At 62.0% G+C, this 25,722-nt stretch carries 20 protein-coding genes and 2 pseudogenes; 5 read left to right on the top strand and 17 right to left on the bottom strand.

Annotated elements, in window-relative coordinates:
• Nucleotides 1-5: 5 nt before the first annotated feature.
• The 10 genes from H7225_RS02345 to H7225_RS02300 all read right to left on the bottom strand — a co-directional run bounded on the left by H7225_RS02345 (nucleotide 6) and on the right by H7225_RS02300 (nucleotide 13,843).
• Entirely contained in the window at nucleotides 6-1,274 is a 1,269-nt protein-coding gene (locus tag H7225_RS02345; RefSeq protein WP_290659144.1) for an MdtA/MuxA family multidrug efflux RND transporter periplasmic adaptor subunit, read from the bottom strand.
• Nucleotides 1,275-1,391: 117 nt separating this feature from the next.
• Entirely contained in the window at nucleotides 1,392-4,550 is a 3,159-nt protein-coding gene (locus H7225_RS02340; RefSeq protein WP_290659142.1) for an efflux RND transporter permease subunit, read from the bottom strand.
• Entirely contained in the window at nucleotides 4,547-6,205 is a 1,659-nt protein-coding gene (locus H7225_RS02335; protein ID WP_290659141.1) for an efflux RND transporter periplasmic adaptor subunit, read from the bottom strand. The genes H7225_RS02340 and H7225_RS02335 overlap by 4 nt, the downstream gene beginning before the upstream one ends.
• A 20-nt stretch (nucleotides 6,206-6,225) precedes the next feature.
• Complete coding sequence (locus H7225_RS02330; RefSeq protein WP_290659139.1) at nucleotides 6,226-7,515, bottom strand: TolC family protein; 1,290 nt, start codon at nucleotides 7,513-7,515, stop codon at nucleotides 6,226-6,228.
• A 128-nt stretch (nucleotides 7,516-7,643) separates the two neighbouring features.
• Nucleotides 7,644-7,997, bottom strand: coding sequence for a hypothetical protein (locus H7225_RS02325; protein WP_290659137.1), 354 nt, complete (start codon nucleotides 7,995-7,997; stop codon nucleotides 7,644-7,646).
• 348 nt (nucleotides 7,998-8,345) lie between these two features.
• Nucleotides 8,346-9,539, bottom strand: a complete 1,194-nt coding sequence (locus H7225_RS02320) for a hypothetical protein (protein WP_290659136.1) — start codon at nucleotides 9,537-9,539, stop codon at nucleotides 8,346-8,348.
• On the bottom strand, nucleotides 9,536-11,476 hold the full coding sequence (locus H7225_RS02315; protein ID WP_290659134.1) for a bifunctional metallophosphatase/5'-nucleotidase: 1,941 nt from the start codon (nucleotides 11,474-11,476) through the stop codon (nucleotides 9,536-9,538). Before H7225_RS02315 ends, H7225_RS02320 begins: the two co-directional genes overlap by 4 nt.
• A gap of 38 nt (nucleotides 11,477-11,514) precedes the next feature.
• Nucleotides 11,515-12,123, bottom strand: a complete 609-nt coding sequence (locus H7225_RS02310) for a PEP-CTERM sorting domain-containing protein (RefSeq protein ID WP_290659132.1) — start codon at nucleotides 12,121-12,123, stop codon at nucleotides 11,515-11,517.
• A 122-nt stretch (nucleotides 12,124-12,245) separates the two neighbouring features.
• A complete protein-coding gene (locus H7225_RS02305; RefSeq protein WP_290659130.1) occupies nucleotides 12,246-13,370 on the bottom strand; it encodes an NDP-sugar synthase in 1,125 nt (374 codons plus the stop codon).
• Nucleotides 13,371-13,651: 281 nt separating this feature from the next.
• Complete coding sequence (locus H7225_RS02300) at nucleotides 13,652-13,843, bottom strand: heavy-metal-associated domain-containing protein (protein WP_290659129.1); 192 nt, start codon at nucleotides 13,841-13,843, stop codon at nucleotides 13,652-13,654.
• Nucleotides 13,844-13,908: 65 nt separating this feature from the next.
• Between H7225_RS02300 and H7225_RS02295 the strand changes: the two are divergent.
• Nucleotides 13,909-14,301, top strand: a pseudogene (locus H7225_RS02295) (hypothetical protein); the annotation flags it as partial.
• Here H7225_RS02295 and chrA read toward each other — a convergent pair.
• Nucleotides 14,243-15,595: a chromate efflux transporter gene (gene chrA / locus H7225_RS02290; RefSeq protein ID WP_290659127.1), complete on the bottom strand. Its 1,353-nt coding sequence runs from the start codon at nucleotides 15,593-15,595 to the stop codon at nucleotides 14,243-14,245. The pseudogene H7225_RS02295 and the gene chrA sit on opposite strands and share 59 nt — an antisense overlap.
• Before the next feature lie 194 nt (nucleotides 15,596-15,789).
• Here chrA and H7225_RS02285 point away from each other — a divergent pair, with 194 nt between their 5' ends.
• Both H7225_RS02285 and H7225_RS02280 read left to right on the top strand, forming a co-directional pair.
• On the top strand, nucleotides 15,790-17,421 hold the full coding sequence (locus H7225_RS02285) for a ShlB/FhaC/HecB family hemolysin secretion/activation protein (RefSeq protein WP_290659125.1): 1,632 nt from the start codon (nucleotides 15,790-15,792) through the stop codon (nucleotides 17,419-17,421).
• Nucleotides 17,422-17,580: 159 nt separating this feature from the next.
• Nucleotides 17,581-17,976 carry a hypothetical protein gene (locus H7225_RS02280; protein WP_290659123.1) on the top strand — a complete coding sequence of 132 codons (396 nt, stop codon included), beginning with the start codon at nucleotides 17,581-17,583 and terminating at the stop codon, nucleotides 17,974-17,976.
• 168 nt (nucleotides 17,977-18,144) lie between these two features.
• Here H7225_RS02280 and H7225_RS02275 read toward each other — a convergent pair.
• Nucleotides 18,145-18,339 (bottom strand): annotated as a pseudogene (locus H7225_RS02275) (cold-shock protein); the annotation flags it as partial.
• A 293-nt stretch (nucleotides 18,340-18,632) separates the two neighbouring features.
• Between H7225_RS02275 and clpS the strand changes: the two are divergent.
• Both clpS and clpA read left to right on the top strand, forming a co-directional pair.
• Nucleotides 18,633-18,986 carry an ATP-dependent Clp protease adapter ClpS gene (gene clpS / locus H7225_RS02270; RefSeq protein ID WP_290659119.1) on the top strand — a complete coding sequence of 118 codons (354 nt, stop codon included), beginning with the start codon at nucleotides 18,633-18,635 and terminating at the stop codon, nucleotides 18,984-18,986.
• Nucleotides 18,983-21,304: an ATP-dependent Clp protease ATP-binding subunit ClpA gene (gene clpA, locus H7225_RS02265; RefSeq protein ID WP_290659117.1), complete on the top strand. Its 2,322-nt coding sequence runs from the start codon at nucleotides 18,983-18,985 to the stop codon at nucleotides 21,302-21,304. Before clpS ends, clpA begins: the two co-directional genes overlap by 4 nt.
• 72 nt (nucleotides 21,305-21,376) lie before the next feature.
• Here clpA and H7225_RS02260 read toward each other — a convergent pair whose 3' ends face one another.
• The 5 genes from H7225_RS02260 to H7225_RS02240 all read right to left on the bottom strand — a co-directional run bounded on the left by H7225_RS02260 (nucleotide 21,377) and on the right by H7225_RS02240 (nucleotide 25,567).
• The gene (locus H7225_RS02260) at nucleotides 21,377-22,099 is read right to left on the bottom strand and encodes a UDP-2,3-diacylglucosamine diphosphatase (RefSeq protein ID WP_290659116.1); all 723 of its coding nucleotides are present in this window, start codon (nucleotides 22,097-22,099) and stop codon (nucleotides 21,377-21,379) included.
• A gap of 79 nt (nucleotides 22,100-22,178) precedes the next feature.
• Nucleotides 22,179-22,679, bottom strand: a complete 501-nt coding sequence (locus H7225_RS02255; RefSeq protein WP_290659114.1) for a peptidylprolyl isomerase — start codon at nucleotides 22,677-22,679, stop codon at nucleotides 22,179-22,181.
• A gap of 1 nt (nucleotide 22,680) precedes the next feature.
• Nucleotides 22,681-23,220 carry a peptidylprolyl isomerase gene (locus H7225_RS02250; protein WP_290659164.1) on the bottom strand — a complete coding sequence of 180 codons (540 nt, stop codon included), beginning with the start codon at nucleotides 23,218-23,220 and terminating at the stop codon, nucleotides 22,681-22,683.
• A gap of 32 nt (nucleotides 23,221-23,252) precedes the next feature.
• Nucleotides 23,253-24,452 (bottom strand): L,D-transpeptidase family protein, encoded by a 1,200-nt coding sequence (locus H7225_RS02245; RefSeq protein ID WP_290659112.1) that lies wholly within the window; start codon nucleotides 24,450-24,452, stop codon nucleotides 23,253-23,255.
• A gap of 53 nt (nucleotides 24,453-24,505) precedes the next feature.
• Complete coding sequence (locus H7225_RS02240) at nucleotides 24,506-25,567, bottom strand: tetratricopeptide repeat protein (protein WP_290659110.1); 1,062 nt, start codon at nucleotides 25,565-25,567, stop codon at nucleotides 24,506-24,508.
• Nucleotides 25,568-25,722 lie beyond the last annotated feature (155 nt).

The following is a 25,722-nucleotide window of genomic DNA, read 5'->3' as shown; positions in this document are numbered from 1 at the left end:
CAGGATCAGTTCGAGGATTCGCGATGACGGCGCTTGGGTGACGAGGCTGCTGAAGCGGTGGCACCTGGCGTGATGATGTCAATTTGAGCGCCTTCCCGCAGACGATCCGTGCCATCAACCACCACTTGCTGGCCGGGTTGCAAGTCGCCCTGCACGCTGACCCAGTCGCCATCGTTGGCGCCAGCTCGGATCGCCTTGGTGCTGACCGTTTTGTCGGCGTTGACCAGGTACACATAGGTGCCTTTGGCGCCGCGCAACACCGCTGCGCTCGGCACCGCCAGCGTGCCTTGCAAGACCTTGAGTTGCAGGCGCACGTTCACCGACTGGTTCGGAAACAAGCCGCCGTCCAGATTGGGGAACAAGGCCTTGAGTTTGATCGTGCCAGTGGCCAGGTCAATGGCGTTGTCGGTGCTGGCCACCTTGCCATCGGCCAGCTTGAGCTTCTGCTCACGGTCCCACGCTTCGACGGGCAGGGCCTGGCCGGCCTTGAGCTGGCTGGTGATCTGGGGCAATTGGGTGTCGGGCACCGCGAACACCACGTTCACGGGTTGCGTTTGCGCAATCGAGATCAGGCCGTTGACATCGCTGGCATGCAGCACATTGCCCAGGTCGGCCTGCTTGAGCCCGAGGCGGCCCGAAATCGGCGCGGTGATGCGGGTGTAAGAGAGCTGCAGCTTGGCGCTGTCAACCTGGGCCTGGTCCGATTGCACGGTGCCTTGCAACTGGCGCACCAGCGCATCTTGCGTGTCGACCTGCTGCTTGGCGATGCCATCCTTGTTCAGCAGATCACGAAAGCGTTCGGCATCCAGCTTGGCGTTCTGCAACTGGGCCTGATCGCGGGCCAGTTGGCCTTGAACTTGCGCCAGTGCAATCTGAAACGGGCGTGGGTCGATCTCGGCCAGCAAGGCACCGGCCTTCACCACCTGGCCTTCCTGAAAGTAGATGGCTTTGAGTTCACCGTCGATTTTGGCCTTGACCACGGCGGTGTTGGCCGCGGCAATGGTGCCGATCGCGTTCACGGTGACCCGGATGTCCTGCCGCTTGACCAAGGCCACCGACACGGGCTGGACCTTGTTGACGCCGCCAAAACGCGGTGCATTTTTGCCTTGGGGCGCGCTGCTGGCCGGGCCGGCACCGTCTTGACCTGCCTGGCCACGGTGCTGCGAGTACCACCAGGCACCTGATGCACCCAGTGCGAGAACGACGCCCATCAACCAAGGGGTGACTTTTCCGGTCTGGTTTTTGACGGAGGACTGGATCGCATTGGGGGTCATGACAAGGTGGCCTGTTTGTTGTTTTGCTTGCAGTTTGCCGCATGCGCGTGGCCGTCTTTTGCTTGGGGGGTAAAGATAAGAAAAGGGGTTTTTCGTTGAATTCACGGTGAATTTTTCCTAGCCCATCCCCCTGCCTGGAGGACTTGAGGTGGACGGTTTTCGCCGACGCCTCATCAGCAGGTAAACGGCCGGTACCACGAACATCGACAGCAAGGGCGCCGTGATCATCCCGCCCACCATGGGCGCTGCTATGCGCTGCATGACCTCGGAGCCTGTACCCGTTCCCCACATGATTGGGAACAGGCCTGCCAGGATCACTGCCACGGTCATGGCCTTGGGCCGCACACGCAGAACGGCCCCTTCGCGGATGGCGTCCAGCAGGTCCTCGGTCGTCACCTCGCCTCGCTCAATGCGCTCGTTCCAGGCGCTCTTGAGGTACAGCAGCATGATGACGCCGAACTCGGCGGACACGCCCGCCAAGGCGATGAAGCCCACAGCCCCAGCCACCGACAGGTTGTAGCCCAGCAGGTACAGCAGCCAGATGCCGCCGATCAGGGCGAAGGGCAGGGTGGCCATGATCAACAGGGCTTCATCCAAAGCGCCGAAGGTCAGGTACAGCAGCACGAAGATGATCAGCAGCGTGAACGGCACCACCACCTTGAGCTTGGCCGTGGCCCGCTCCAGGAACTCGAACTGGCCAGACCACGAAATCGAATAGCCCGGCGGCAGCGTCACCTTGGCGGTCACGGCACGCTGCATGTCCTGCACCGCCGAGCGCAGATCGCGCCCCCGGATGTCGACATAGACCCAGCCAGACAGGCGCGCGTTCTCGCTGCGCAGCATGGGCGGCCCATCGGTGATGCGGATGTCGGCCACATCCGACAAGACCAGGCGCTGGCCGCGTTCGTTGACGATGGGCAGCGTGCGCAGCTTCTCTAGCGAGTCGCGTGTTTCGCGCGGGTAGCGCAGGTTGATCGGGAACCGCTGCAGGCCTTCGACGGTCTCGCCAATGTTCTCGCCACCCACGGCCGAACTGATGACCGACTGCACATCGGCGATGTTCATGCCAAAGCGCGCCGCAGCGTCGCGGCGGATGTCGACATCGATGTAGCGACCACCCGTCAAGCGTTCGGCCAAGGCGCTGCTCACGCCGGGCACGTTTTTGAGCGCCCGCTCGATCTCGCCGGTGAGGCGATCGATGGTGGCCAGGTCGGTGCCCGCAACTTTGACGCCCACGGGGCTCTTGATGCCCGTGGCCAGCATGTCGATGCGGTTGCGGATGGGCGGCACCCAGATGTTGGCCAGGCCCGGCACCTTGACGATGCGGTCGAGCTCGTCCACCAGCTTGTCCTGCGTCATGCCTGCGCGCCACTGGTCACGCGGCTTGAACTGGATGGTGGTCTCGAACATCTCCATGGGCGCCGGGTCGGTGGCGGTCTCGGCACGGCCTGCCTTGCCGTAGACGCTGGCCACCTCGGGCAGCGTCTTGATCAAGCGGTCGGTCTGCTGGAGCAACTCGCTGGCTTTGCCCGCCGACAAGCCGGGCAGGGCGGTGGGCATGTAGAGCAGGTCGCCTTCGTCCAGGCGCGGCATGAACTCGCCGCCAATGTGCTGCAAGGGCCACAAGCTGAGCACCAGCAGCACCGCTGCGATGACCAGGGTCAGCTTGGGACTTCGCAGCACCGCGTTGAGCAGCGGTCGGTAGGCGGCGATCAGGAAGCGATTGAGCGGGTTGCTCTTCTCGTCGGGGATGCGGCCTCGGATCAGGTAGCCCATCAGCACCGGGATCAGCGTGATGGACAAGCCAGCGGCTGCCGCCATGGCGTAGGTCTTCGTGAACGCCAGCGGCGAGAACAGCCGCCCCTCCTGCGCCTCCAGCGTGAACACCGGGATGAAGGACAGGGTGATGATCAACAGCGAGAAGAACAAGGCGGGCCCGACTTCAGCGGCCGCATCCCCGATGACGCGCCAGCGCTCGGGCCCCTCCAGCGTCTGGTCAGGGTGGTCATGAGCCCAGTGCTCCAGGTGCTTGTGCGCGTTCTCGATCATCACCACGGCCGCGTCCACCATGGCACCGATGGCAATCGCAATGCCCCCCAGCGACATGATGTTCGCGTTCACCCCCTGGTAGTGCATCACGATGAAGGCGGCCAGGATGCCCAGCGGCAAGGAAATGATCGCGACCAAAGCTGATCGCAGGTGGAACAAAAAGATGAAGCACACCACGGCCACGACGGCGAACTCTTCCAGCAGCTTGTGGGAGAGGTTCTCCACCGCACGCTCGATCAGACTGGAGCGGTCATACACCGGCACGATCTCCACGCCCTTGGGCAGGCTGGCTTGCAGCGTTTTGAGTTTGGCCTTGACCGCCGCAATCGTCTCCAGCGCGTTCTTGCCCGAGCGCATCACGATCACGCCGCCTGCGGCTTCGCCCTCGCCATCGAGTTCACCAATGCCCCGGCGCATCTCCGGCCCGATCTGGACGCGGGCCACGTCGCCCAGGCGCACCGAGACACCGGCATCCGTCGTCATCAGTGGCACTTGCCGAAAGTCCTCCAGCGATTGCAGGTAGCCGGAGGCGCGCACCATGTACTCGGCTTCGCCCAACTCCAACACCGAGCCACCGGCTTCCTGGTTGGCTTTCTGAATGGCATCGACAACCTTGGTGTGCGGGATCTTGTAGGCGGCCAGCTTGTCCGGGTCGAGCACGACTTGGTACTGGCGCACCATGCCGCCCACCGAGGCCACCTCGGCCACGTTGGGCACGGTCTTGAGTTCGTACTTCAGGAACCAGTCCTGCAGCGCCCGCAGTTGCCCGGCGTCCTGTGTGCCGCTTCGGTCGATCAGCGCGTACTGGTAGATCCAGCCCACGCCCGTGGCATCCGGCCCCAGCGAAGCTTTGGCGCTGGCAGGCAGGCGGGATTGCACTTGGTTCAGGTACTCCAGCACGCGCGAGCGTGCCCAGTACAGGTCGGTGCCATCCTCGAACAAAACGTAGACAAACGAGTCGCCAAAGAAAGAATAGCCCCGCACCGTCTTGGCCCCGGGCACGGACAGCATGGTGGTGGTGAGCGGGTAGGTCACCTGGTTCTCCACAATGCGTGGCGCTTGGCCGGGGTAGGTGGTGCGGATGATCACCTGCACGTCGGACAGGTCGGGCAGGGCGTCCAGCGGTGTCTTCAAGGCGGCGTACACGCCCCAGGCGCTGAGCATGACGGTGGCCAACAGCACCAGGAAGCGATTGACGATGGACCAGCGGATGAGCCGGGCGATCATGGCTTGCTCCCAGCAGTGGGGGTGGCTGGCGGCTTGGGGTCGGGCGCTTTGGGGCTCACGCTGGTCAGTTGGGGCGTGTCGTCGGCATCCATGTAGAACTCGAAATTCACCGGGTCGCCGACCTCCAGGTTGCGCGGCAGACCACCTTTGAGCGGCAGTTTGAAGTCCATGGTCATCGGTCCCCACTTGAGCGAGGCGATGGCTTCGTGCGACAGCGTGATCGCATCACGGCCGATGGCTTCGACCTTGCCTTGGCCTTCATGGCGGGGCGATGTGTTGGCGGCCGTGGGCACCGGGGCCTTGTTGAGGCGGGCTTCGACCCCTTTGAGGCTGGCCTCTGAATCAATCAAGAATTGGGCGGACACCACCACGCGCTGGCCGGCCTCCAGCCCGCGCTTGATCTCGGTCTGTCCCGCACTCTCGATGCCTGACTCGACCTCCACCGGGCGAAACCGCCCTTGCTCCTCGGCCAGCAACACGACCGTGCGCTTGCCGGTCTGAATCACCGCCTCGGTGGGGACGAGCAACACCTTGTCCGCTCGCATGTCCATGAACTGCATGGTCACTAACATGCCCGGCACCAGCCGCGCGCCGGGGTTGGCCAACTCCACCCGGGCCTTTATCGTGCGGGTGGCCGCGCTGACCTCGGGCACCAGGGCCTGCACGGTGCCCTCAAAAAGGGTGCCTGGCACCGCTGGGCTCCTGGCCTGGACCTTGGCGCCGGGCCGCAGTTGCGCCGCCTGGCTCTCGGGCACCTCGGCATTGGCCCAGACCCTGGAGACGCCGTTGATGCGCAGCAAGGTGGCACCGGGCATCACCGACATGCCGTCGCGGGCCATCAGTTCGGCGACCACGCCGCTGATCGGTGCGCGAAGAGTGATGCGCGGCTGGGTTTGGCCGCTGCGTTCGACCAGGCGAATTTGGTCGTCCGACATGCCGACTTGGCGCATGCGCTGGCGAGCACCATCGACCAAGGGCGCGAGGTCGGTGCCCTTCATGCGACGAACGGACAGGAACTCCTCCTGAGCCGCGATCCACTCGGGCACGTAGAGGTCCAGCAGGGGTTGCCCCTGGCTCACGGTGTCCAGGGTCGCGCGCACATGGAGCCGCTCCACGTAGCCGGTGGCACGGGCCTGCACGGTGGCCTGGTCGCGCTCGTTGTAGGCGATGCTGCCCACGGCCGAGACCTGAGGCGACAGCGTGCCCTCCACGACCTCGGCGGTGCGCACGCCCAGGTTCTGCTGGATGCGCGCGCTGATGGTGACCTTGCCCTGGTCGCCCTCGCTGTCGGCGTAGACGGGCACCAGCATCATGTCCATGAAAGGCGACTTGGCGGGCTTGTCGAACTTGTTGCCCGGCACCATGGGGTCGTGGTAGTACAGGACCTGCTTGCCGGTGATGGGGTCCACGTCGCCAGCCTTGATGCCTGAGGCGATGTGGCGGCGGGTGGCTTCTTCGCCCTCGGCGATGCCTTGTGGCACCGCCTGTGTCGGCATGGTCGAGGCGGGCGTTGTTGCCGCTTTCGCCGGGGCGGCTGCGTCAGCCGTGGCCGCCATGCCGCTGCCATTTTTCATGCCCAGGGCATACAAGCCATAGCCGCTTGCAGCCAGCACCGACGCGGCGGCCAGTGCGATCACCAGGTGTTTGGTTTTCATGTTGTTTTCCATGGCAAAGGTCAGGGCCGAGGCGTGGCCACGTCGTGGTCGGCGGGGATCAGGAAGTTGAGCTGGGCCCACAGGCGGGCGGTCTCCATCTCCAGGCTCAGGCGCTCCATGCCGGTGTCCAACGCCATGCGCCGGGCTTCCAGCACCGAGGCCAGGGGCATGCCGCCGCCACGGTAGGCGGCCAGCGTGGCGTTGCTGCGCTCAGCCGCCAAGGGCATCAGGGTGGCGTCGTAGCGGCTCAAGCGGTCACGGCCGCTTTGCCAGGCTTGCAGCGTGGCCCTCACCTGGGCGAGGTGGTCGCGCACGGCCTCTTCGCGCTGGGCATGCCACTGGTCCGTGATGGCCAACTTGGCGGACAGTTCCCGGTCCTGGCGGTTGGCCTGGTCCCATTGCAGGGGCACCGACACGCTCAGCGAGGCCATGTTCGAGTAGCCCGGGCCACGATGGCTGAGCATGAATGCCACGCTCCAATCGGCGTGTTGGTTGGCGCGGGCGAGGTCTGCATCGGCCTGGGCCACCTCCTCTTGCCTGGCCATCACGGCGACTTCGGGGTGGCCGATGGCCAGTTCATTCTCCAGATTCGCCTGTTGCAGGCGGACACTGCTGGTGTCGGGCGGTGCGCCCAGCGGCTTGTTCAGATCATCGCCCGTCCAGCGCGCCAGCAGCGTTTTGGCGGTGCGCACCAGGCGTTCGGCTTGCTCGATGCGGTCGTCGAGTTGGGCGAGGGCCGAGCGGGCAGCGAACACATCGGCCTGGGCCCCCCGGCCACCCCGGTAGGCCGCTTCGGCCGCCTCGACCTGAAGGCGGGTCTCGTCCCGCTGAGCTTTGAGCAGCGCCAGCATGCGTTCCTGGAAATGGCGCTCCAGCCAGGCCACGGCGGTGTCGCGTTGCAGGTTGGACAGCGCCAGCGCGCGGCTGGCCTCGCTGGCTTGCGCCTCTCGCTCGAAACGGCGGGAGCGGGCCAGTCGTTTGTCTTCGCGGGTGTACTCCTGCATGACGCCGACCGACCTCATGGTCATGAAGTCGCGCCCCAGGCTGAAGCGGTCGGGGCCGTCAATGGGCAGGTTGCTGATGCCCAGCGTCAAGGTGGGATCGGGCCGCTGGCCTGCCGCGACGGCCATGTCCCGGGCTGCGGCGACCGCATGATCCTGTGCGGCCAACTGGCGGGACCGCGCTTGCGAGAGACCAAGCGCCTGGTCGAAATCCAAGGTGTCCTGGGCGTGGGCGTTAAAGGCCCAGGCGCTGCCTGCCAGCAGCAGGATCGCGCCCCGCTGGGCAAGGGGCAAAAAATCGGTGAACATGAGGTCTCCAAAACGAAGCGCAAAGGCGCGCCTGCTGACAGGCGTGCGAACAAAGTTCAGACACGCGGCAGCGCGACCGTGGCGTCCGAGTGACCGGTGAGGTCCTCAACGCCGCGTCGTTCGGAAGATCAAATTTGGAAGCAACAGTGGAGTATCGACAGGGGCGGAGGCGCCGGGTCAGGGCGCAGGCCCGTCGTCAGAGCCCGCCATGAAGGCTCAGAGCCGCCAGCCGTCTGGCCAACCGGGTACAGGCTGACCAGTACCACGGCGGGCAAGCTGGGCAACTGCGTGTGGTCGCTTTGCTGACCCTGGTGGCAATGCTCGGCACAGAGGTTGGCGAAGGTCTTGTCGGGGTAGCCCGCCATCTGTTCGCAGTTGGCCATGCCCTCCATGGTGCTGGCCTGCGCGGCGCCTTGGGCCGAGACCCCCGGGCAGGCGTAGGCGGCGATGCTCATTTGCGCAAACAGTATGATCCCGACCATCAGTCGGCAGATCATTTGTTTGAAGTCGCGGGTCATGGGCGTGTGGTCGAGGGGGGGCATTGAGCAGCAGACAGCTGCGGGCCATCATACCGTTTGTCACTGTAGTGGTGGGCGTGCCTCCTTGTCAACGACGGCGGGTGCGGAACACGCCAGAAGCGAAACTTCGCCGCAAACGGCTTGTCATGCGCAGCCAGAACTCGGCGGCTGGAGCCGCCTTTCACAACAAGGCGGGAGCACATGAAATAACTCGGCATCATCTCAATGAGTGTGGCGGGCGGCCATGGGGAGCGCTGTCGCGCAGACCTTGAGAACGCCTGGACCAGGGGCAGATCTTGGGCTGGTTGCAAATCAAGGTGCAACCACGAGCACCTGCAGGCTGGTCGTCATCGCGCGTTCGTACACATCATCTGCCCCGATTGGGGTTGGTCGCAACTCAACCGCCTGCGTGCCAAAGTGCTCACCGAATCGGTCGCGCAAAGCCCCGACGGAGATCAGGCGATCGGACGCTGCCGTGCTGCCTGAGGCCTGTCCCAGCGCCAGTCCGACCAACCGGCCACCCTGGTCATACACCGGGCCCCCGTGTGGGCCGTTGTCGGGCAACTCCACGCCCAGGCGCAGGGTGCCTGCCAAGGAGCCTGCGACAGGGCCGCCAAGGAAACCCGGTCGCATGACTGGCCAGGCAGGCTGCCCAGCTGGGTCATTCGGGTAGTCCATGGCGAACACCGGCGAGCCGGAAAATGCGTCATTTGGCGGAACGATTGCTCCTCCTGCAACGGGCAGGGCTGCCGACAATGTCAGCAACACCAGCCCCAGAGACTCGTCCTGATGATCCACCAAGGCCGCGACTGTTTGTCCCAGGCCATTGCGCAACCAGATTCCGCCAGAGGACGGCAAAGCCGCTTGCGGTGCCAGCGCATGGCGCCCATCGGCGAGCAGCAGCGCGGTGCCGGTCGTTCGGGCATCCCGGCCCACGGTCAGGCCCGTGGCGAAAGGTGCCAAGCGGGCTGGCAGGGACAACAAGGCGCCGTCCGCCAACAGCGCGCCTGTTTGAAAGCGGTGGCGCGCCGCTTTCACCATGGGGTGATCAGGCTCGCTGGCTTCGGCTTGCTTGAGCGTCTGATTGGCCACGGCCACCTGGCCGCCCAGGTTCAACAGCCAAGCGTAAAACACTCGGCCTTCTACCTCGTCAGCATGGACGCCGGCGGTGTGGGCCGCAAAGGCGAGTGCCTGGCGGTACTCACCAGCCTGCATCTGGGTGCGCAGAATGCCCAACTCGATGTGGGCTTCATGTGCTTGCAATGCGGCTTGCTCGAATGCCTGCCGCGCACACTCAACGTCACCTTCACGAAGGCAACTCTCGCCCTTTGACAGCAGGCGCCGACGCTCGGCCAGCGATTGCGGTGTGCTGCCTGCCTCAGAGTGCTCGTGGGCATGGCGCTTGGCAGGCGGCGCCTTTTTTTGCTCCGCATCTGCCGTCGCCGACAAGGCCAACACGCTCAGCGCCACGGCCCACACCCGCAGCGGCCATCGTCGGGTGATCACTGGCGGGTGATCCGAGGCTTGGCCAGCACCGCGCTCGCGGGGTTGTAGGCCGGGTTCGGGCTCTTGAATCCGGTCAGATAAGCGGTCAGCGCATCGATGTCTTGCGCGCCACCAAGTTGGGCCGCACCACCCACAAAGACGCCGAAGCCGTCGCCCCCGGTGGCCATGAAGTTGTTCACGGTCACGCGGTAGGTTTTGGCTGGACTGTGAACCACGCCCCCCAGGACCAGGACCTCAGTAGGGCCTGTGACCACGGGCGGGGTCACGGTCACATCCGTCGGAGTGAGTGTCACCTCGGTGATGCGGGTGCCGCAGGTGCCGGCCGAGTTCCAGGTGTACTTCAGGCCATTGGAGATCTGCATGATGCGGTTGGCCGTCTGCCCATTGCACCCAATGAACTGCTGCTCAAGTACATCCTTGATTTGCTGGGCGGTCAGGGTCAACGTCACCAGGCTGTTGCCGAAGGGTTGGGTGGTGAAAGCATTGCCGTAGGTCAGGTCGTAGGGGTAGGCATTGGTGCCATTGACGAAGCCGGGGCTGCGCACGCCACCTGCGTTCATGAAGGCGATCACGGCACCGCCCAGGCTTGTGGGCTGCGTCGCGGCCAGTTGGGCATCCGCGATCAAGTCACCTGCTTCCATCTCGCCGGCCGTGTTGGCCGCGTTGTTCATCGGGGCAGTGATGCTGGCGATGACCGCATTGGCCAAAGGCGACGCGGCGGCCTTGTAGGCGTTCACCACGTTTTTAACCTCAGGATGGGCCGCAATGGCATTGTTGATCGCGGCATCGGTGCGGTCCACCAACACGTTGCGTGGACTCACGGCGACGATGTCGCGAGTGGTGGGGTTGATGGTCACGTCCACCTCCGTCAAGACGCGGCCAAAAGCGCTGGAGCTGGTCACAGGGACCAGGCGACCTGCCTTGTTGGGCAAGCCGGCCGTGCGGGCTGTCGTCACGGCATTGCTCAGTGAGGTACCTCGCACATCGATGGTGTTGGCCGAGCAGTTGTAGGCCGCGTGCGTGTGGCCACTGATCACCAAGTCCACCGCATTGTCCAAGCGCTTGACGATGGCGCGAAGGTCGGAATCGGTGCCATCAGTGTTCTTCAAGTCACCGGTGCAACCGTTGATGTCGCTGGTGATGGCTTGGTTCGACACGCCAGTGACTTGGTTCTGGAAACCACCCTGGTGCAACAGCACCACGATGGATTCGATGCCTTGGGCGCGCAGACGCGGGATCAGGGCGTTGACGGTGTCCGCTTCATCTTGAAAGCTCAACCCAGCCACGCCAGCGGGCGTGACGATACCCGGGGTTCCCTTGAGCGTCATGCCGATGAAGGCCACCTTCACGCCATTGAATGTCTTCACGCCATAAGCGGGCAGCAGCGGTTTGGATGTGGCGGTTTCCACCACGTTGGCTGACAGCCATGTGAACTTGGCGCCGTCGAAGGTGCCTGGGGTGGCGGAGCCAAAGCCCCTGCAGCTGTTGGCCTCTTGGACGTTGCCGGTGAATTTGCAGCCGCCGCTTTGCAGTCGCTTGAGTTCGGTCTTGCCCTTGTCGAACTCGTGGTTACCCACAGCGTTGAATTCCACGCCGATCTGGTTGAGCGTTTCCACGGCTGGCTCGTCAAAGAACAGGGCTGAGATCAGCGGCGTGGCGCCAATGAAGTCACCCGCACCGACGACGACATTCAACGGGTTGCTCGCCTTCATGCGGGCCACATAGGCTGCCATGTACTCGGCCCCACCGACTGCCGGACGGCTGGCTGTTGGCACCAGGGTGTTGGCACCGAAAGTGCCTGGCGTTTCGAGGTTGCCGTGGTAGTCATTGAAGCCAATGATCTTGACGGTGAAAGGGGGCTTGGGGGCGGTGGTCTGGGCGATCACGGCAGCAGAAAAAGCCAGCGCCAGACTGGCGCACAAGGTACGAACGATCATGTTGAAACTCCCGAATGGATGTGGATCAGCGTGAGGAATCAGCGCGAATAGGTGCGACGCGGGGCGACGAGCCAGGCCAGGCCCAGCAAGGCGAACACCAGGGTCGAGGGTTCGGGGACAGCACTCACGCTCAGCTTGAGGGCGCCAGAGGTGGCATTGATCGGGCTTAAACTACCCGCGCCGTCGTCAAGCATCAGCGACTGCGTCAGCACACCGCTGATGCTGTAATTGCCAGCCCCCAGGGCGAACAAGCCACGGCTGAAGACGCTGCTCAGCAAGGCCGCGTCATGGTCATCGCCGACGTCGGGGGCGCTGCCGTACAGCTGAACGGCTACGCTGCTGGTGCTGCCCAACAGTTGGCCTTGGTTGAACACATTGAAGACGTCGCCTGCCATGCTGGCATCGACCACGGTCAACTGTCCCACGAAGCCAGCACCGATGGTGAAATTGAAATCCAGCGCCGTGCCGTAACCGGTTTCATTGGTGTAGTCGTTGTCGATCCACTCGGTGCCACCGGACAGGGCCGAGTAGCTATCGACGCCGAACGTCTGCCACTGATCATCAGCAGCCAAGGGTGTTGACGTGGCATGTGCTGCCAGCGCCGCGGTGGTCAGTGTTACCAGCAGGGCGGATTTGAGGAATGACATGACACGCTCCAAGTTGAAAGGCTTGGCGTGCATCAGAACAAGGTGACATGACGCATTGATGGATCACGCATGATCCGATTGAAGCACCGCGCCAGAGTGCCCCCCCTTGCCTGGCTGTTTTCTCAGGCGCGTGCGTCGCCCCAACGCAAAGTGGTGCTTTCATCGCCTTGGTAGGTGGTATGCCCATGGCGGTCTACACAATACTGCGGTGATGCAACAACCTCGTTGAAGGTAGCGGTTTCACTCAGGCGCGTGTATTCAAACAAGGTGCTTCTCACCACAGTGCTGTTTTTGCGCAGGGTGCAGCCGTGTCCAATCCAGCTCGGGCCCTCGATGGTCACACCAGAATCTATGCACGATCCTGAGCCGATGTAGACAGGTCCTGTGATGTTGACTGTGTTCCAGTCAATGCGCGTGTTCAGGCCAACCCAAACGCCCGGCCGAACCTCTTTTCCCGGCATCCGCATGTCGGAAATTTCTCCGCGAAGTACACGCTGGCATACAGACCAGTAGTCACTGACACGGCCAATGTCGATCCAGTTGAAGGTTCGGCGTTGCGCATAAAACGGCAAGCCTTGTTCGGCCAACAAAGGAAACAACTGGCTGCCAATGTCGAACTCCACCCCAGGGGGCACGAACTCTAAAATGGCGGGCTCGAAAATGTAGATGCCCGTGCTGGCCAAGTTCGATTTGGCTTTTCCGGTCTTGGGTTTTTCCTGGAAGGAAGTGACCCTGTCTTCACGGTCAGCCACGACGATGCCATAGTTGCTGACCTGATCGTCTGGTACCGCCAAGGTCACGACACTGGCCATGGCCTTTTTGGCATGATGTTCGAGCAGTGCAGCATGGATGTCCAAATCGATGATGGCATCTCCGCAAAGCACGATGGTGGTCTCGTCAAAGAACCCACTGAAGTCCTGGATCTTGCGCATGCCGCCAGCCGAACCCAGAGCTTTCGGCATGATCTCGCCATGCTCACGCACCCCTTCGTAGGAGTAGCCGATTTCGACCCCCCAGCGGTGGCCATCACCAAAGTAGTTTTCGATCTTCCAATGATTGGAAGACACGTTCACCATGATCTCTTTGACCCCATATCGAGCCAAGAGCTCGATGAGGTACTCCAGTACCGGCTTGCCCAGGATCGGAATCATGGGCTTGGGTGTTCGCTTGGTCAGGGGCCGGACGCGTGTTCCCTGGCCGGCTGCCAGAATCATTGCTTTGGTCATGTCACTCTTGGTCTGGTTCATGCAGATGCATGCCACCGCATCAGACCCGAGGTTGGCGTCAGCTTGGTGACAAAACGCAAGTCTGGAGGTCAAGCAGCCGCTTCAAGTGGGCATTGCAGCCCAGGGCAAGCGCTGCAATGATCAAGCCCAGAATGACGAGAAATTGCGCAAGGTGCGCAAGGACCTGAAAGCGGGGGTGGCCGATGAGTGGACCGGTCCTGTGGTGCGGCTCGCCCGCCAAGTCGACAAGGTGTCGTCACCTCAGTTTGAATGTCAGTTCGCGAACCCAAGGGCCACGAAGGTCATTGCACCGGGTAGCCCGCCTCGGCCAATGCCGCCGCGATGGCCTGGCGTTCGTGCGTCGTCTCGACGGTGACCTGGTGTTTCGCCAGGTCAACCTGAACCTTGGCTTGGCCGTCAACCGACTGAACAGCCTGGGTCACGGCCTTGACGCAATGGCCGCACGACATGTCGGGAACTTGGAATTCAAACATCGGGAGACCTCGAAATGGGTTGATCAGGCACAAACTGTCGGCCGCCGTTGGAAAAGCAGGCTACTGAAGACAAGGCGTCCATCGTGAATGAGCTCAAGGCGTCGGGCCTGCGCGTGGCGATGGCGGGCGATGGCATCAACGATGCCCCGGGCGTCGCCGCTGCGGACGTGGGCATCGCCATCGACATCGACATCTGTCGGCGCACCTACGCCAAGATACGCCAGAACCTGTTCTGGGCGTTTGCCTGCAACCTGGTGGGCATCCCGCTGGCCGCCATGGGCCTGCTTAACCCGGTGATCGCTGGTGCGGCCATGACGTTCAGCAGCGTTAGTGTGGTCACCAACGCCTTGATGCTGCGCCGCTGGAAAGCAAGCTCCAAGCTGACTGCGGTTTGGCCGACTAGCGCAGCCAGGTGCTGGCCAGGCCAACGAGGGCGCACAGGCCCAGCAAAGGCATGACGCCCAGTTTGAAGCGGAACAAGGCCACCGCGGCGCCCAGCACAATCACGGCAGACACCCAATCGAAGCGCCCACTCAGGCCTTGGGGCCACAGCACGTGGTACGCAAAGAACATCGCCAGGTTCAGGATCACCCCGACCACGGCTGCCGTGATGGCCGTCAACGGTGCGGTGAACTTCAGCTTGCCATGCGTCGATTCGATCAAGGGGCCGCCAGCCAGGATGAAGATGAACGATGGGAGGAAGGTGAAAAAGGTCACCACACTGGCCGCCACGACGCCAGCCAGCATCAAGGCATCGGGCCCGAACACCTGCTGCGTCCAGGCACCCACAAACCCGACAAACGCCACCACCATGATCAGCGGACCGGGTGTGGTCTCGCCCAAGGCCAGACCGTCGATCATCTGGGGGCCCGTCAGCCAGTGGTAGTGCTCCACCGCGCCTTGGTAGACATAGGGCAGCACGGCATAGGCGCCGCCAAAAGTCAGCAGGGCGGCCTTGGTGAAGAACCAGCCCATCTGCGTGAGTGTGCCTTGCACGCCATGGGTAACTAACAGCAGGGCCATCGCGCCAGCCCACAAGCCCAACCCGATGATCAACACCTTGGCCAGGTGGCTTCGGGTGAAGCGCGCATGCGCTGGCGTTGGGGTGTCGTCATCGATCAACGCGGGCCCATAGGTGTGCTGGGTGCTGCCATGCCCGCCACCCACCACAAAAATCTGTGGGGCCATTCGGCCGCCGAGATGCCCGATGAGGGCGGCGATTAACACAATCAGGGGGAAGGGCGCCTCCAGCGCAAAGATGGCCACGAAGGATGCCGCCGCAATGCCCCAAAGCCAGCCGTTCTTCAAGGCCCGCGTGCCGATGCGGTGCGCCGCGTGAACGACCAGGGCCGTCACCGCCGGCTTGATGCCGTAGAAAATGCCCGCTACCACCGGCACCTGCCCGAACGCCACATAAACCCATGACAAGGCGACCAGGATGAACAGCGAGGGCAGCACGAACAAAGCGCCAGCCACAATGCCGCCCCAGGTGCGGTGCATCAGCCAACCGATGTAGGTGGCCAGTTGCTGGGCCTCGGGGCCGGGCAACACCATGCAATAGTTCAGCGCGTGCAGGAAGCGCTTCTCGCTGATCCAGCGGCGGCGCTCAACCAGTTCGGTGTGCATGATGGCGATCTGCCCGGCCGGGCCGCCAAAGCTGATGAAGCCCAGCTTGAGCCAGAAACGAAAGGCTTCCCAGAAGGCGATGGGGTCAGGGCGGGTGGTGGTTTCGGTGCGGGAGGCGTCGGTCATGCTGAAGTCTAGACGTTCATCCTTTCCCGCCTGTCAAGACCAAGAAAGTGGCCGCCGTTGTGTTTTACCGTGGCGCCTGTTAATTGAATGGGCGTTGATATACCATCATCTCGGCCTCACGGTTGCTCGGAGGACTGCGGTGCCTTAAGCCCATGCAGCCTTGCGAAATCACCACTTCAAAAGGGATTGTTGCCGTGCGTTTTGCGTCTTTGAATTTGAAAGTTCTGGCCGCTGCGGCCATCATGCTGGCCACCGGTGGAGCCTGGGCTCAACCCGTCACGCCAGGCGCAGCTGCTTCCACAGCGCCCCTGCGAGAATTGGGCAAGCCCGAAGAAGACATCGCCCTGGATGTGATCGCCTACCAAGTCGATGGCTTGCCCGATGCTTCAGCCGCCAGGCTGGCCGCCATCACCGCGCCCTTCACCGGCAAGGGTCGCAGTTATGAAGCCCTGGTGAATGCCACGGCCGCCGTGACCTTGTACATGCAGCGCGAACTGGGCTACTACGTTGGCTTTGCCTACCTGCCCGAACAGCAGGCCAAAGATGGCGTGGTGCACATTGCGGTGCTCGAAGGTCGCCTTGATCAAGTGCAGTTGAACTGGCCCGACACCGCCGTGCCTGTTCACCGCGACGTGGTTGAAAGCTACCTGGCTGCGTTGAAGCCAGGCAAGGTCATCCGCGTGAAAGATGTCGAGCGGGTTGTTTTCCTGGTCAACGATCTGCAAGGTGTTCGCACGCGCTTTGAAATTGGCGAGGGTCGCGAGCCTGGCACCGCATCGCTGATCGTCACCCCCACCGCCGAAGCCCGTGTTAGCGGCCGGTTCGAGTTGGACTCCTTGGGCTCACGCTACACCGGCATGGGTCGCATCAGCGGCGGCCTGACCGTGGCCAGCCCCACCGGGCTTGGCGATGCCGTGTCCGTCAACGCTTTGACTTCCTTCAATGGTGGCCTGGCATTCGCGGGCGTGAGCTACGTCTCGCCGGTCGGTGCGAATGGCTTGAAGCTGGGCGCGGCCCTGTCTAAGGTGCGCTACGAGTTGGACATAGAGTATGTTGCTTCCGACTTGACCGGCACGGTCGTCGCGGCCAGCGGCTTTGCGCTGTACCCGGTGGTGCGTTCGCGCAACCTCAATGTGTTCAGCTTGCTGAGCTATGAAAACAAGCGATTCGACGATCAGGACTCTGGCGTGTCGTCCCGCAAGATCAGTGACGACGTTCAGTTCGGGGTGGTCGGTGATTTCCGCGACAACTGGCTGAATGGCGGGGTCAACACGTACGAGCTCAGTTGGCTGCAAGGGCGGATGAAGTTTGATGCGGCCGACACGACCACCACCGGTCTGAAAACCAATTTTGGCAAGGCCAGTCTGGGCTACTCCCGCCTGCAAAACCTGGTCAGCGGCCGATTGCAACTGTACGCACGCTACAAAGGCCAGATTGCCGGGACCACCCTGGATGCGACCGAGCGCTTCGCGGCGGGTGGCCCCACGGGCGTTCGCGCTTTTGCCCCCGGTGAAGCTGCTGGCGATACCGCCCATGTGGTGACTGCGGAATTGCGCTTCCTGCCGCCTGAGGCCTGGTTGGGGCGCTTTGCGCATGAACTGGCGTTCAGCACTTTTTATGATTGGGGCCACGCCAAGCTGGCGCAGAACTCAGTGTCGCCATCGACCAGCAGCACCCTCAGCGGCTATGGCCTGGGCATGATCTGGGCACGCCCCAGTGATTTTGCGCTGCGCCTGAACCTGGCATGGCGTGCCACTGGCGAGCCGCTGGCAGACAACAACACCCACCAGCCGCGCGCCAATGCCGTGCTGGCCAAGAACTTCTGAGCTTGAAGGCCGAGGCTATACATGACTGATCGATCAGCTTTCTCTTGCACCCAGCGTTGCCTGGTTCAGGTCGCTTTGGCGGCTTGTTGTGCCGGTTTGTCTTCAACGATCTGGGCGCAGACTGTCTCATCCCCCACGGAAGGGCAGACTCCATCCGTCATGAAGTCTGAAGCCGACATGCCTCCTGGTGTGGCCGCCAAAAATTCTGCAGTCAAAACCATTGACCAAACCGAAGGCACGCCGGTGACACGGTCCTTGAAGCAGGGCGACGCCCTGAGCATTCGCGGTGGACTGATGACCCAGGTTGGTTCGGGCCAACCAGTGACTGAAGGTAGCCGCGTTTTGCGTCTGCCTGGCAAATGCACGCCTAAAACCAACAGTTTGGATTGCGTGGCCGAAGCCGGGCAGGCACCGACTGGCGCCAATGTTTCATCCCGAGTGCGCAACGGCGTGATCGGTGAGGTTGGCGCGGGGCGTGCCGCCACCGAAGGCGGGGGCACCGTTAAACGCAAAGACACCTGCACCCCGGCACCTGGCAAGCTGAGCTGTGACTGATAACAAGAGTCACAGCTTGATACAAGAACCCCGCCTTCAAGGCGGGGTTCTTGTTGGTGAGGGGCGTCAGTGCGGCAAGCTGTGCCCAGGTCCTCCGGACACATCCCTGAAGTGCATGTCACTCAGAGCATCGGGTTGAGCCTGTTCCGCCGTGAGGTCGTCAACCGGCTGAATATTCTGCGCAAGCATGCCTTTGGGGCCGGCTATCAGTTCGTATTGAACTTTCGAGCCCTGCTTGAGCGTGCGAAAACCTTCCATCTGGATGGCTGAAAAGTGGGCAAAAACATCGCCCCCACCCTGATCGGGTTCAATGAAGCCAAACCCTTTGGCATCGTTGAACCATTTGACAGTGCCTATAGCCATGCTTTCCCTCCTGTTAGTTAGTTAGTTTGTCGTTATTTTCTAGTCCGAATCCACAGGTGTCAAGCACCCAGGACCCAGCTGGGTTTTTTGCCTTGACAGGGTTGTAATTTTGCAATGTGAAATTAACTGGAGATTCTTTGTTTGGCCCCAAGCTGCGTTGAGCGCGGACACGGCCGACCAACCGTCGGTGCTTTGAAAAGTCGTGAAACCTGGGTGAATTTCCCCCCTTGAAGTCAGGTGGGTTACCGCAACATGTGAAGACACAAAGCAATCGCGTCTCGTAGAATGAATTCATGACTGAACCGTTAAAGCCCAAATCATCCGAACCGCCGTCAGGGCCAGGTGAAGGTGGAGAGGGGCTGGCCATTGCCGAAAAAGAAACCGTCAGCCTGGAGCCGCCAAAGCTTTATAGGGTGGTGATGCTCAACGATGACTTCACGCCCATGGAATTCGTGATCATCGTCTTGCAGGAATATTTCCGTCACGACATCGAGACAGCGACGCAAATCATGCTCAAAATCCACCACGAAGGGCGTGGTGTGTGCGGGGTCTATACCAAAGACGTCGCGGCCACGAAGGTCGAACTCGTTCTTGCCGCCGCCCGCAGAGCCGGGCACCCCCTGCAGTGCATTCTGGAGACCGCATGATTGCGCAAGAGTTGGAAGTGAGTCTGCACATGGCCTTTGTCGAGGCCCGTCAGCAACGCCACGAGTTCATCACCGTTGAGCACCTGTTGCTCGCCTTGATTGACAACCCCTCCGCTTCCGAGGTGTTGAAAGCTTGTGCGGCCAACCTGGAAGAGTTGCGCAAGAACCTTGATCAGTTCGTGCGCGATAACACCCCCACCGTGGGCGGGACCGACGAAGTCGATACCCAGCCAACCCTGGGCTTCCAGCGTGTCATTCAACGCGCCATCATGCATGTCCAATCTTCGGGCAGTGGCAAGAAGGAAGTGACCGGCGCGAATGTACTGGTGGCCATCTTCGGCGAGAAGGATTCGCACGCGGTGTACTACCTTCACCAGCAGGGCGTGACACGCCTGGACGTGGTGAACTACATCGCCCACGGCATCCGCAAGGCCGATCCCCCTGAGCCTATCAAGTCTTCTTCAGAGTCCAGCCCCGCCGAGACCGAGAAGGAAGAGGGCGGCGAGCCAAAGGCGTCGGCTTTGGAGCAATACACCCAGAACATCAATGTGCTGGCCCGTGAAGGCAAGATCGATCCCCTTATCGGTCGCGATCATGAAGTCGAACGCGTGATTCAGATCCTGTGCCGCCGCCGCAAGAACAACCCGCTGCTGGTGGGTGAAGCTGGCGTGGGCAAGACCGCGATCGCCGAGGGCCTGGCCTGGCGCATCACGCAAAAAGACGTGCCCGATGTGCTGGCCGATGCCGAGGTCTATTCCCTCGACATGGGTGCGCTGCTGGCCGGCACCAAGTACCGTGGTGACTTCGAGCAACGCCTCAAGGCTGTGATCAAACAGCTCAAAGAGCAGCCCAGCGCGATCCTGTTCATCGACGAGATTCACACCTTGATCGGTGCGGGTGCGGCTTCGGGCGGTACCCTGGATGCCAGTAACTTGCTCAAGCCCGCGCTCAGTTCGGGTCAGCTCAAGTGCATTGGCGCCACCACCTTCACGGAATACCGTGGCATCTTCGAGAAGGATGCGGCCCTGTCGCGTCGATTCCAGAAGGTCGAAGTGGTCGAGCCGTCGGTTGAGCAAACCATCGAGATCCTCAAGGGCCTGAAGTCGCGCTTCGAAGAGCACCACAGCGTCAAGTACGCCTTGGGTGCTTTGCAAGCCGCGGCCGAGTTGTCCGCCAAGTTCATCAACGATCGCCACTTGCCCGACAAGGCGATTGACGTGATTGACGAGGCTGGCGCGGCGCAACGCATCCTGCCCAAGAGCAAGCAGAAGAAGACCATCACACGCGCCGAGGTGGAAGACATCGTCGCCAAGATCGCGCGCGTGCCTTCAACCAGCGTGTCCAACGACGACCGCTCGAAGCTTAAGAGCCTGGACCGCGACTTGAAGAGCGTGGTGTTTGGTCAGGACCTGGCCATCGAGGCCCTGTCGTCCGCGATCAAGATGTCGCGCTCGGGATTGGGCAAGCCAGACAGGCCAATCGGCTCCTTCCTGTTCAGTGGCCCCACTGGCGTCGGCAAGACCGAGGTGGCCAAGCAATTGGCCTACATCCTGGGCATCGAGCTGATCCGCTTTGACATGTCGGAGTACATGGAGCGCCATGCGGTCAGCCGCCTGATCGGTGCGCCTCCGGGCTACGTTGGTTTCGACCAAGGTGGTCTGTTGACCGAAGCTGTGACCAAAAAGCCGCATTGCGTCTTGCTGCTCGATGAAATCGAAAAGGCCCATCCGGACGTTTTCAACATCCTGCTGCAGGTGATGGACCACGGCACGCTGACGGACAACAATGGCCGTAAGGCTGACTTCCGCAACGTGATGATCATCATGACGACCAATGCGGGTGCCGAAACCTTGCAGCGGTCGACCATTGGTTTCACCACCCAGCGCCAGGCCGGAGACGAGATGGCGGACATCAAGCGTGTCTTCACGCCAGAGTTCCGCAACCGCCTGGACGCCATCGTGGGCTTCAAGGCGCTGGACGAAGAGATCATCCTGCGAGTGGTCGACAAGTTCCTGCTGCAGCTTGAAAGCCAGCTGGCCGAGAAAAAGGTGGACGTCACCTTCACCGATGCCTTGCGCGCTCACCTGGGCAAGAAGGGCTTCGATCCGCTCATGGGCGCCCGTCCGATGCAGCGTCTGATCCAGGACACGATCCGCCGTGCGCTGGCCGACGAGTTGCTGTTTGGTCGCCTGGTGGATGGCGGTCGCCTGACGGTCGACGTGGTTGAAGGTGTCGGCGGCGAGATGGAAGTCAAGCTGGACATCCAGCCCAACAAGAAGAGCGACAAGCCCAAGGCGGAGGCTGCCACGGCCGAGTGATCTTTTGTCTGGCTTGGTTAGATTGGACAAGGGCTCAGCTTTGGCTGGGCCCTTGTTGTTTCGGCTTCTTCTTCAGCCCGTGGCTGCTGGCAGTGCCAAGCGCTCAAAGCCTTGGGCGCTGAGGCGCAGCACTTCACCGCGTCGAGGGGCGCCGTCAAAATCCCAGTCGCTCAAGACGTGGCGGATCCCGCCAGGCAGGCCAAAGGGCGCGCTCTCAGGGCGGTGCGTGTGTCCATGGACCAGCACAGGCGTGTGGGCGGCTTGCATCCACGAGCCTGCAGCAGCTTCATCGACATCGGCCCAGTTGTCGGGTGTTTGTTGGTGTTGATGGGCGGCACTGGCTTCGCGCATCTGGCGGGCCACCATCAAGCGATCTGTCAGCGGTTTGGCCAGAAAGGCGTCGCGCCAGGCGGGTTGGCGAACTTGCGCCCGAAAACGAAGGTAGGCCTGGTCGGCCAGGCACAGGGCATCGCCGTGGGTGAGCAGTAGCTGTTGGCCGAAGGCATGCAAGATGGTCGGGTCGGCCAGGGTGTGCCCATGGCAGGCTGCGACCATGTCGTGGCCCAACAAGAAATCGCGGTTGCCGACCATCATGCCCAGGTGAAGGCGTTGGCCAGCATCCGCCAGGAAGGCGGTGCAATCGGCTTCAAAGCCGGTGTGGCGCATGTCATCACCCACCCAGGCCTCGAACAAGTCGCCCATGATCAGGACGGCATCGGCGGGCGTGTTTTGCAGGTAGCGGGCCAATGCTGACGCGGTGCGTGGCAGGCCAGCATGCAGGTGCAGATCGGACACAAAATCAATGCACCGCCACGAGGGCGGTGCATTGATTGCCTCGGCGGCAGGAAAGGGGAGTGTGTCCCCAATCACAACATCACACTTCCGTGGCTTGGGTGATGACCAGGTTTTCCACGGGCACGTCATCGTGACCACCGCTGCGGCCCGTCTTGACCTTTTCCATCTGGTCGACGATTTCGGTACCTGCGACCACCTTGCCAAAAACGGCATAGCCCCAACCACTGCCGGTTTCCGACTTGAAGTTCAGGAAATCGTTGCTGGTGGTGTTGATGAAGAACTGAGCGCTGGCCGAGTGAGGCGCGCTGGTGCGGGCCATGGCAACGGTATAGTGCTCGTTTTTGAGGCCGTTGTTGGCTTCGTTCTGGATCATCTCGGTGGTGGGCTTTTGCTTCAGGCCAGGCTCGAAGCCGCCGCCTTGCACCATGAAGCCCTTGATCACGCGGTGAAAGATCGTGCCGTTGTAGTGGCCGGCGCGAACGTAGTTCAGGAAGTTTTCGACGGTGACGGGTGCCTTGGCGTCGTCCAGTTCAAGGCGGATCACGCCTGCCGTGGTTTGCAGTTCAACGGTTTTGGTCATGTTATTTCTCCAGGGTAGCTTGTTTGATCACGATGGGTTTGAGGGGCACGTCGCCGTGAGGACCCTTCTGGCCGGTTTCCACCATCCGGATCTTGTCGACCACGTCCATGCCTTGCACGACTTTGCCAAACACGGCGTAGCCGTTGCCATCGGGGGATTGGGTCGAGTCAAGGAAGTTATTGTCCTTGACGTTGATGAAAAATTGCGCAGTGGCCGAGTCAGGAATGCTGGTACGGGCCATGGCGAGGGTGCCCCGGACGTTGCTCAGGCCATTGCGGCTTTCCAGCGGAATGGGCGCGCGTGTGGGTTTCTCTTTCATGTCAGGGGTCATGCCGCCGCCCTGGACCATGAAGGTCTTGATCACGCGGTGGAACACGGTGCCGTTGTAGTGGCCCGATTTGACGTACTGAAGAAAGTTCTCCACCGTCTTGGGCGCCTTGGCGGCGTCAAGCTGGACGACGATGTCACCCTCGCTGGTAGACAGTTTCACCGTTTGCGCCAGGGCAGAGCCCATGGTGATACCACTGAGCGCCGCGGCCATCAGGCCAACGTTGATGAGTTTGTTCAGGCAGGTCATCCGATCACTCCTTCATAGAAAATTTTCCAAAGGCCACCTTCTTTACCCCAGTATTGACGCTTGATGGCCCCAGTGCGTTGACCGTCGGAGACTTCGCCGAAGGTCACCACGAGGATGTCGCCTTTGTCACGCCAGCCCAGAATGGCCAGATCCTTGAGTTGCAGGGACTTGCCGCGCTGGCTGACCACTTCTTTTTCCAGCCATTGGCGCCATTGATTGAAATCACGGGTGCCGTTGGAAAACTGGTTGGAATAGAACGATACCAGCCGGGGAAGATCACCACTGGCGCGTGCCACACGCCAGCCTTCGATGAGATTGCGCATGTTACGCCGCGCAAGTTCGGCCGATTTTGGGGACACCCAATCCAGACTTTTGGCAATGACCACAGGGGTGGTGCGGGGTTGCACGCTTTCCAGGATGTTTTGCAGTTCAGGGTTGGCCAAGGCCACGCAGCCGTCGGTGCTGTTGGGGCTGCGCGCATAACTGTCGCTGGGCACGCCGTGCAGCCAGATGCCCGATCCGGTCCTGCCCTGTCGACGGTCGTACTCGTTGGGGTAGTTCAAAGGCAAGGCGCCGACGCCATAGAAATCAGTGAGCTGCTTGCCATCCAGGCGGCTGGTGATGTAGTAGACCCCCAAGGGGGTGCGTTGGTCGCCCTGGGCTGCTTTTTCAGCACCCAGGCGGCCGATGGACACGTAGTGGTCTGCGATCACATGCAGACCATGGGGGCCGTTTTCAAACAGGTACAGGCGCGAACGGCTGGCATCGACCGCAATGGCATGCCGTGTCGTGGGTGGAGTTTCGATGAATTGGGCTGGAAGTGCGTCTGCCGGAGGCCTTTCACGCAAGGCGAAGAGCCTGCGCTCAGCTTCCGTGCGCAGTTGTTCGATTCGTTGAGGCGCCCGGTTTGTCAAGTCGGCCGGCGCGCTGCCCATGATTTTCAGGGGCGCTGTCTGGGACAGCAGCAAGTCGCCGTACACCATTTGGGCCAACTGGAAGTTGGGAACATCTTCGACCAGCGTCTGGGCCATTTTCAGGGCCAGTTTGCCTTGTCCAGCCCCGATGAGCCGGTAGATTTCCAGCAGGCGAGACTCTGCGGGCAGGCTTTGCTGATTCGGCTTGAGCGCATGGGCAGGCCCCGCAATAAGAAGACCCCAGCCTATTGCGCTTACCACCAACATGCGCTTGACGAGCATGGACAACCGCCGACCTGCCGCATGCTGCGGCGGTCGGCCCAAATGACCAATCATCACGAACCGGAGCTTTCCTTCACGATCACCCATTCACCACCAGTGCGAACCAAGTCCACGCGCTTACCGCTGCTGATGTTCAGGCTGTCTGCTTTGTAATCCTGGCGGAAGCGAACGCTGGCCTTGTTGCCATTGATGGACACATTAACCTTGGAGAGCTTGACCGAGATGCTGCGTTTTTCCTGGATACGATCGCGGCGCTCTTGTTCCCAGGCCTTGCGCGTCTTGCCGCCGTTGAAGTCACGGCTATAGGCCGCAAAGTAAGCGTTGAGGTCTTTTTTGCTCCAGGCCGCGGCCCAGGCTTGCAGCGCTGATTCGACTTCGCGTTCCGTCGCTTCAGCCTTGGCTTCCACGGGTGTTGGTGCGGGCGGTGTGGGCTTGCTGGTGGGGGCTGGCACCGGTGCTGGTGCCGGAACGGGCGCGGGCTTGGTGGTGGCTGGGGGCGGCAACGGAGCTGGCGCCAGTGCTGGCGTGGTGGTTGGTGTGTTGCTGTTGGTCAGACCAGCCACGGCCGTGCCGCCACGTTCTTTGGGAAACAGGTCGCGAATCATCGCCAGCTTGGGCGCCACGGCGGAGCGGGTGTCGATCTGCAGGGCCTTGGAATAGGCTTGGCTGGCCAGCTTGGCGTAGACATCGCCCAGGTTTTCGTAGGCGGTGGCGTAGCTGGGATTGGTCCGGATGGCCATTTCCAGCGCATTGCGCGATTTGTCGTATTGACCTTGCTGCGCATACAGCACAGCGAGGTTGTTGAACGGTTCGGGCAGCTCGGGATAGTCTTCGGTCAGCTTGGTGAACGCGGTGATGGACTCCGGGATGCGGCCAGCTTGCGACAGGCTGATGGCCCGCAGGAAACGCATCATGGGATCGCGCGGGCGGACGGCCAGGAACTGGTCGGCACGCTGCAAGGCTTCGGTGTTCTTGCCGGCGGACAGCAGTTTTTGAACATCGCCGACTTCGTCTGCACGCACCGCGAAGGCGGTCATGGACAGGGCGGCAATGGCCAGGCACTTGGCGGCTAAGGCCGTGAAGCGGATTCCAAACTTAGGCGCAACAGCTTGCATGAGTTGTATTTATCCGATGGGTTTGTGTAGATTGTGATGGGCACACAAAGCGGCTGGACAAAAAGCCTGCCATTTTTCGAGGATACCAGCCGACCAGGAGCCGAATAGGATCTGTCATCCTTGGGCGTGGGCGGGCCGCTATACTCGTTGGATTG

Origin of the sequence: Aquabacterium sp. (assembly GCF_014378415.1) — a bacterium.
In the GTDB taxonomy this organism is placed as follows: Bacteria; Pseudomonadota; Gammaproteobacteria; order Burkholderiales; family Burkholderiaceae_C; genus Aquabacterium.
Note: the sequence above shows the minus strand (reverse complement) of the source record. Positions and strands in the feature narration are given on the sequence as shown.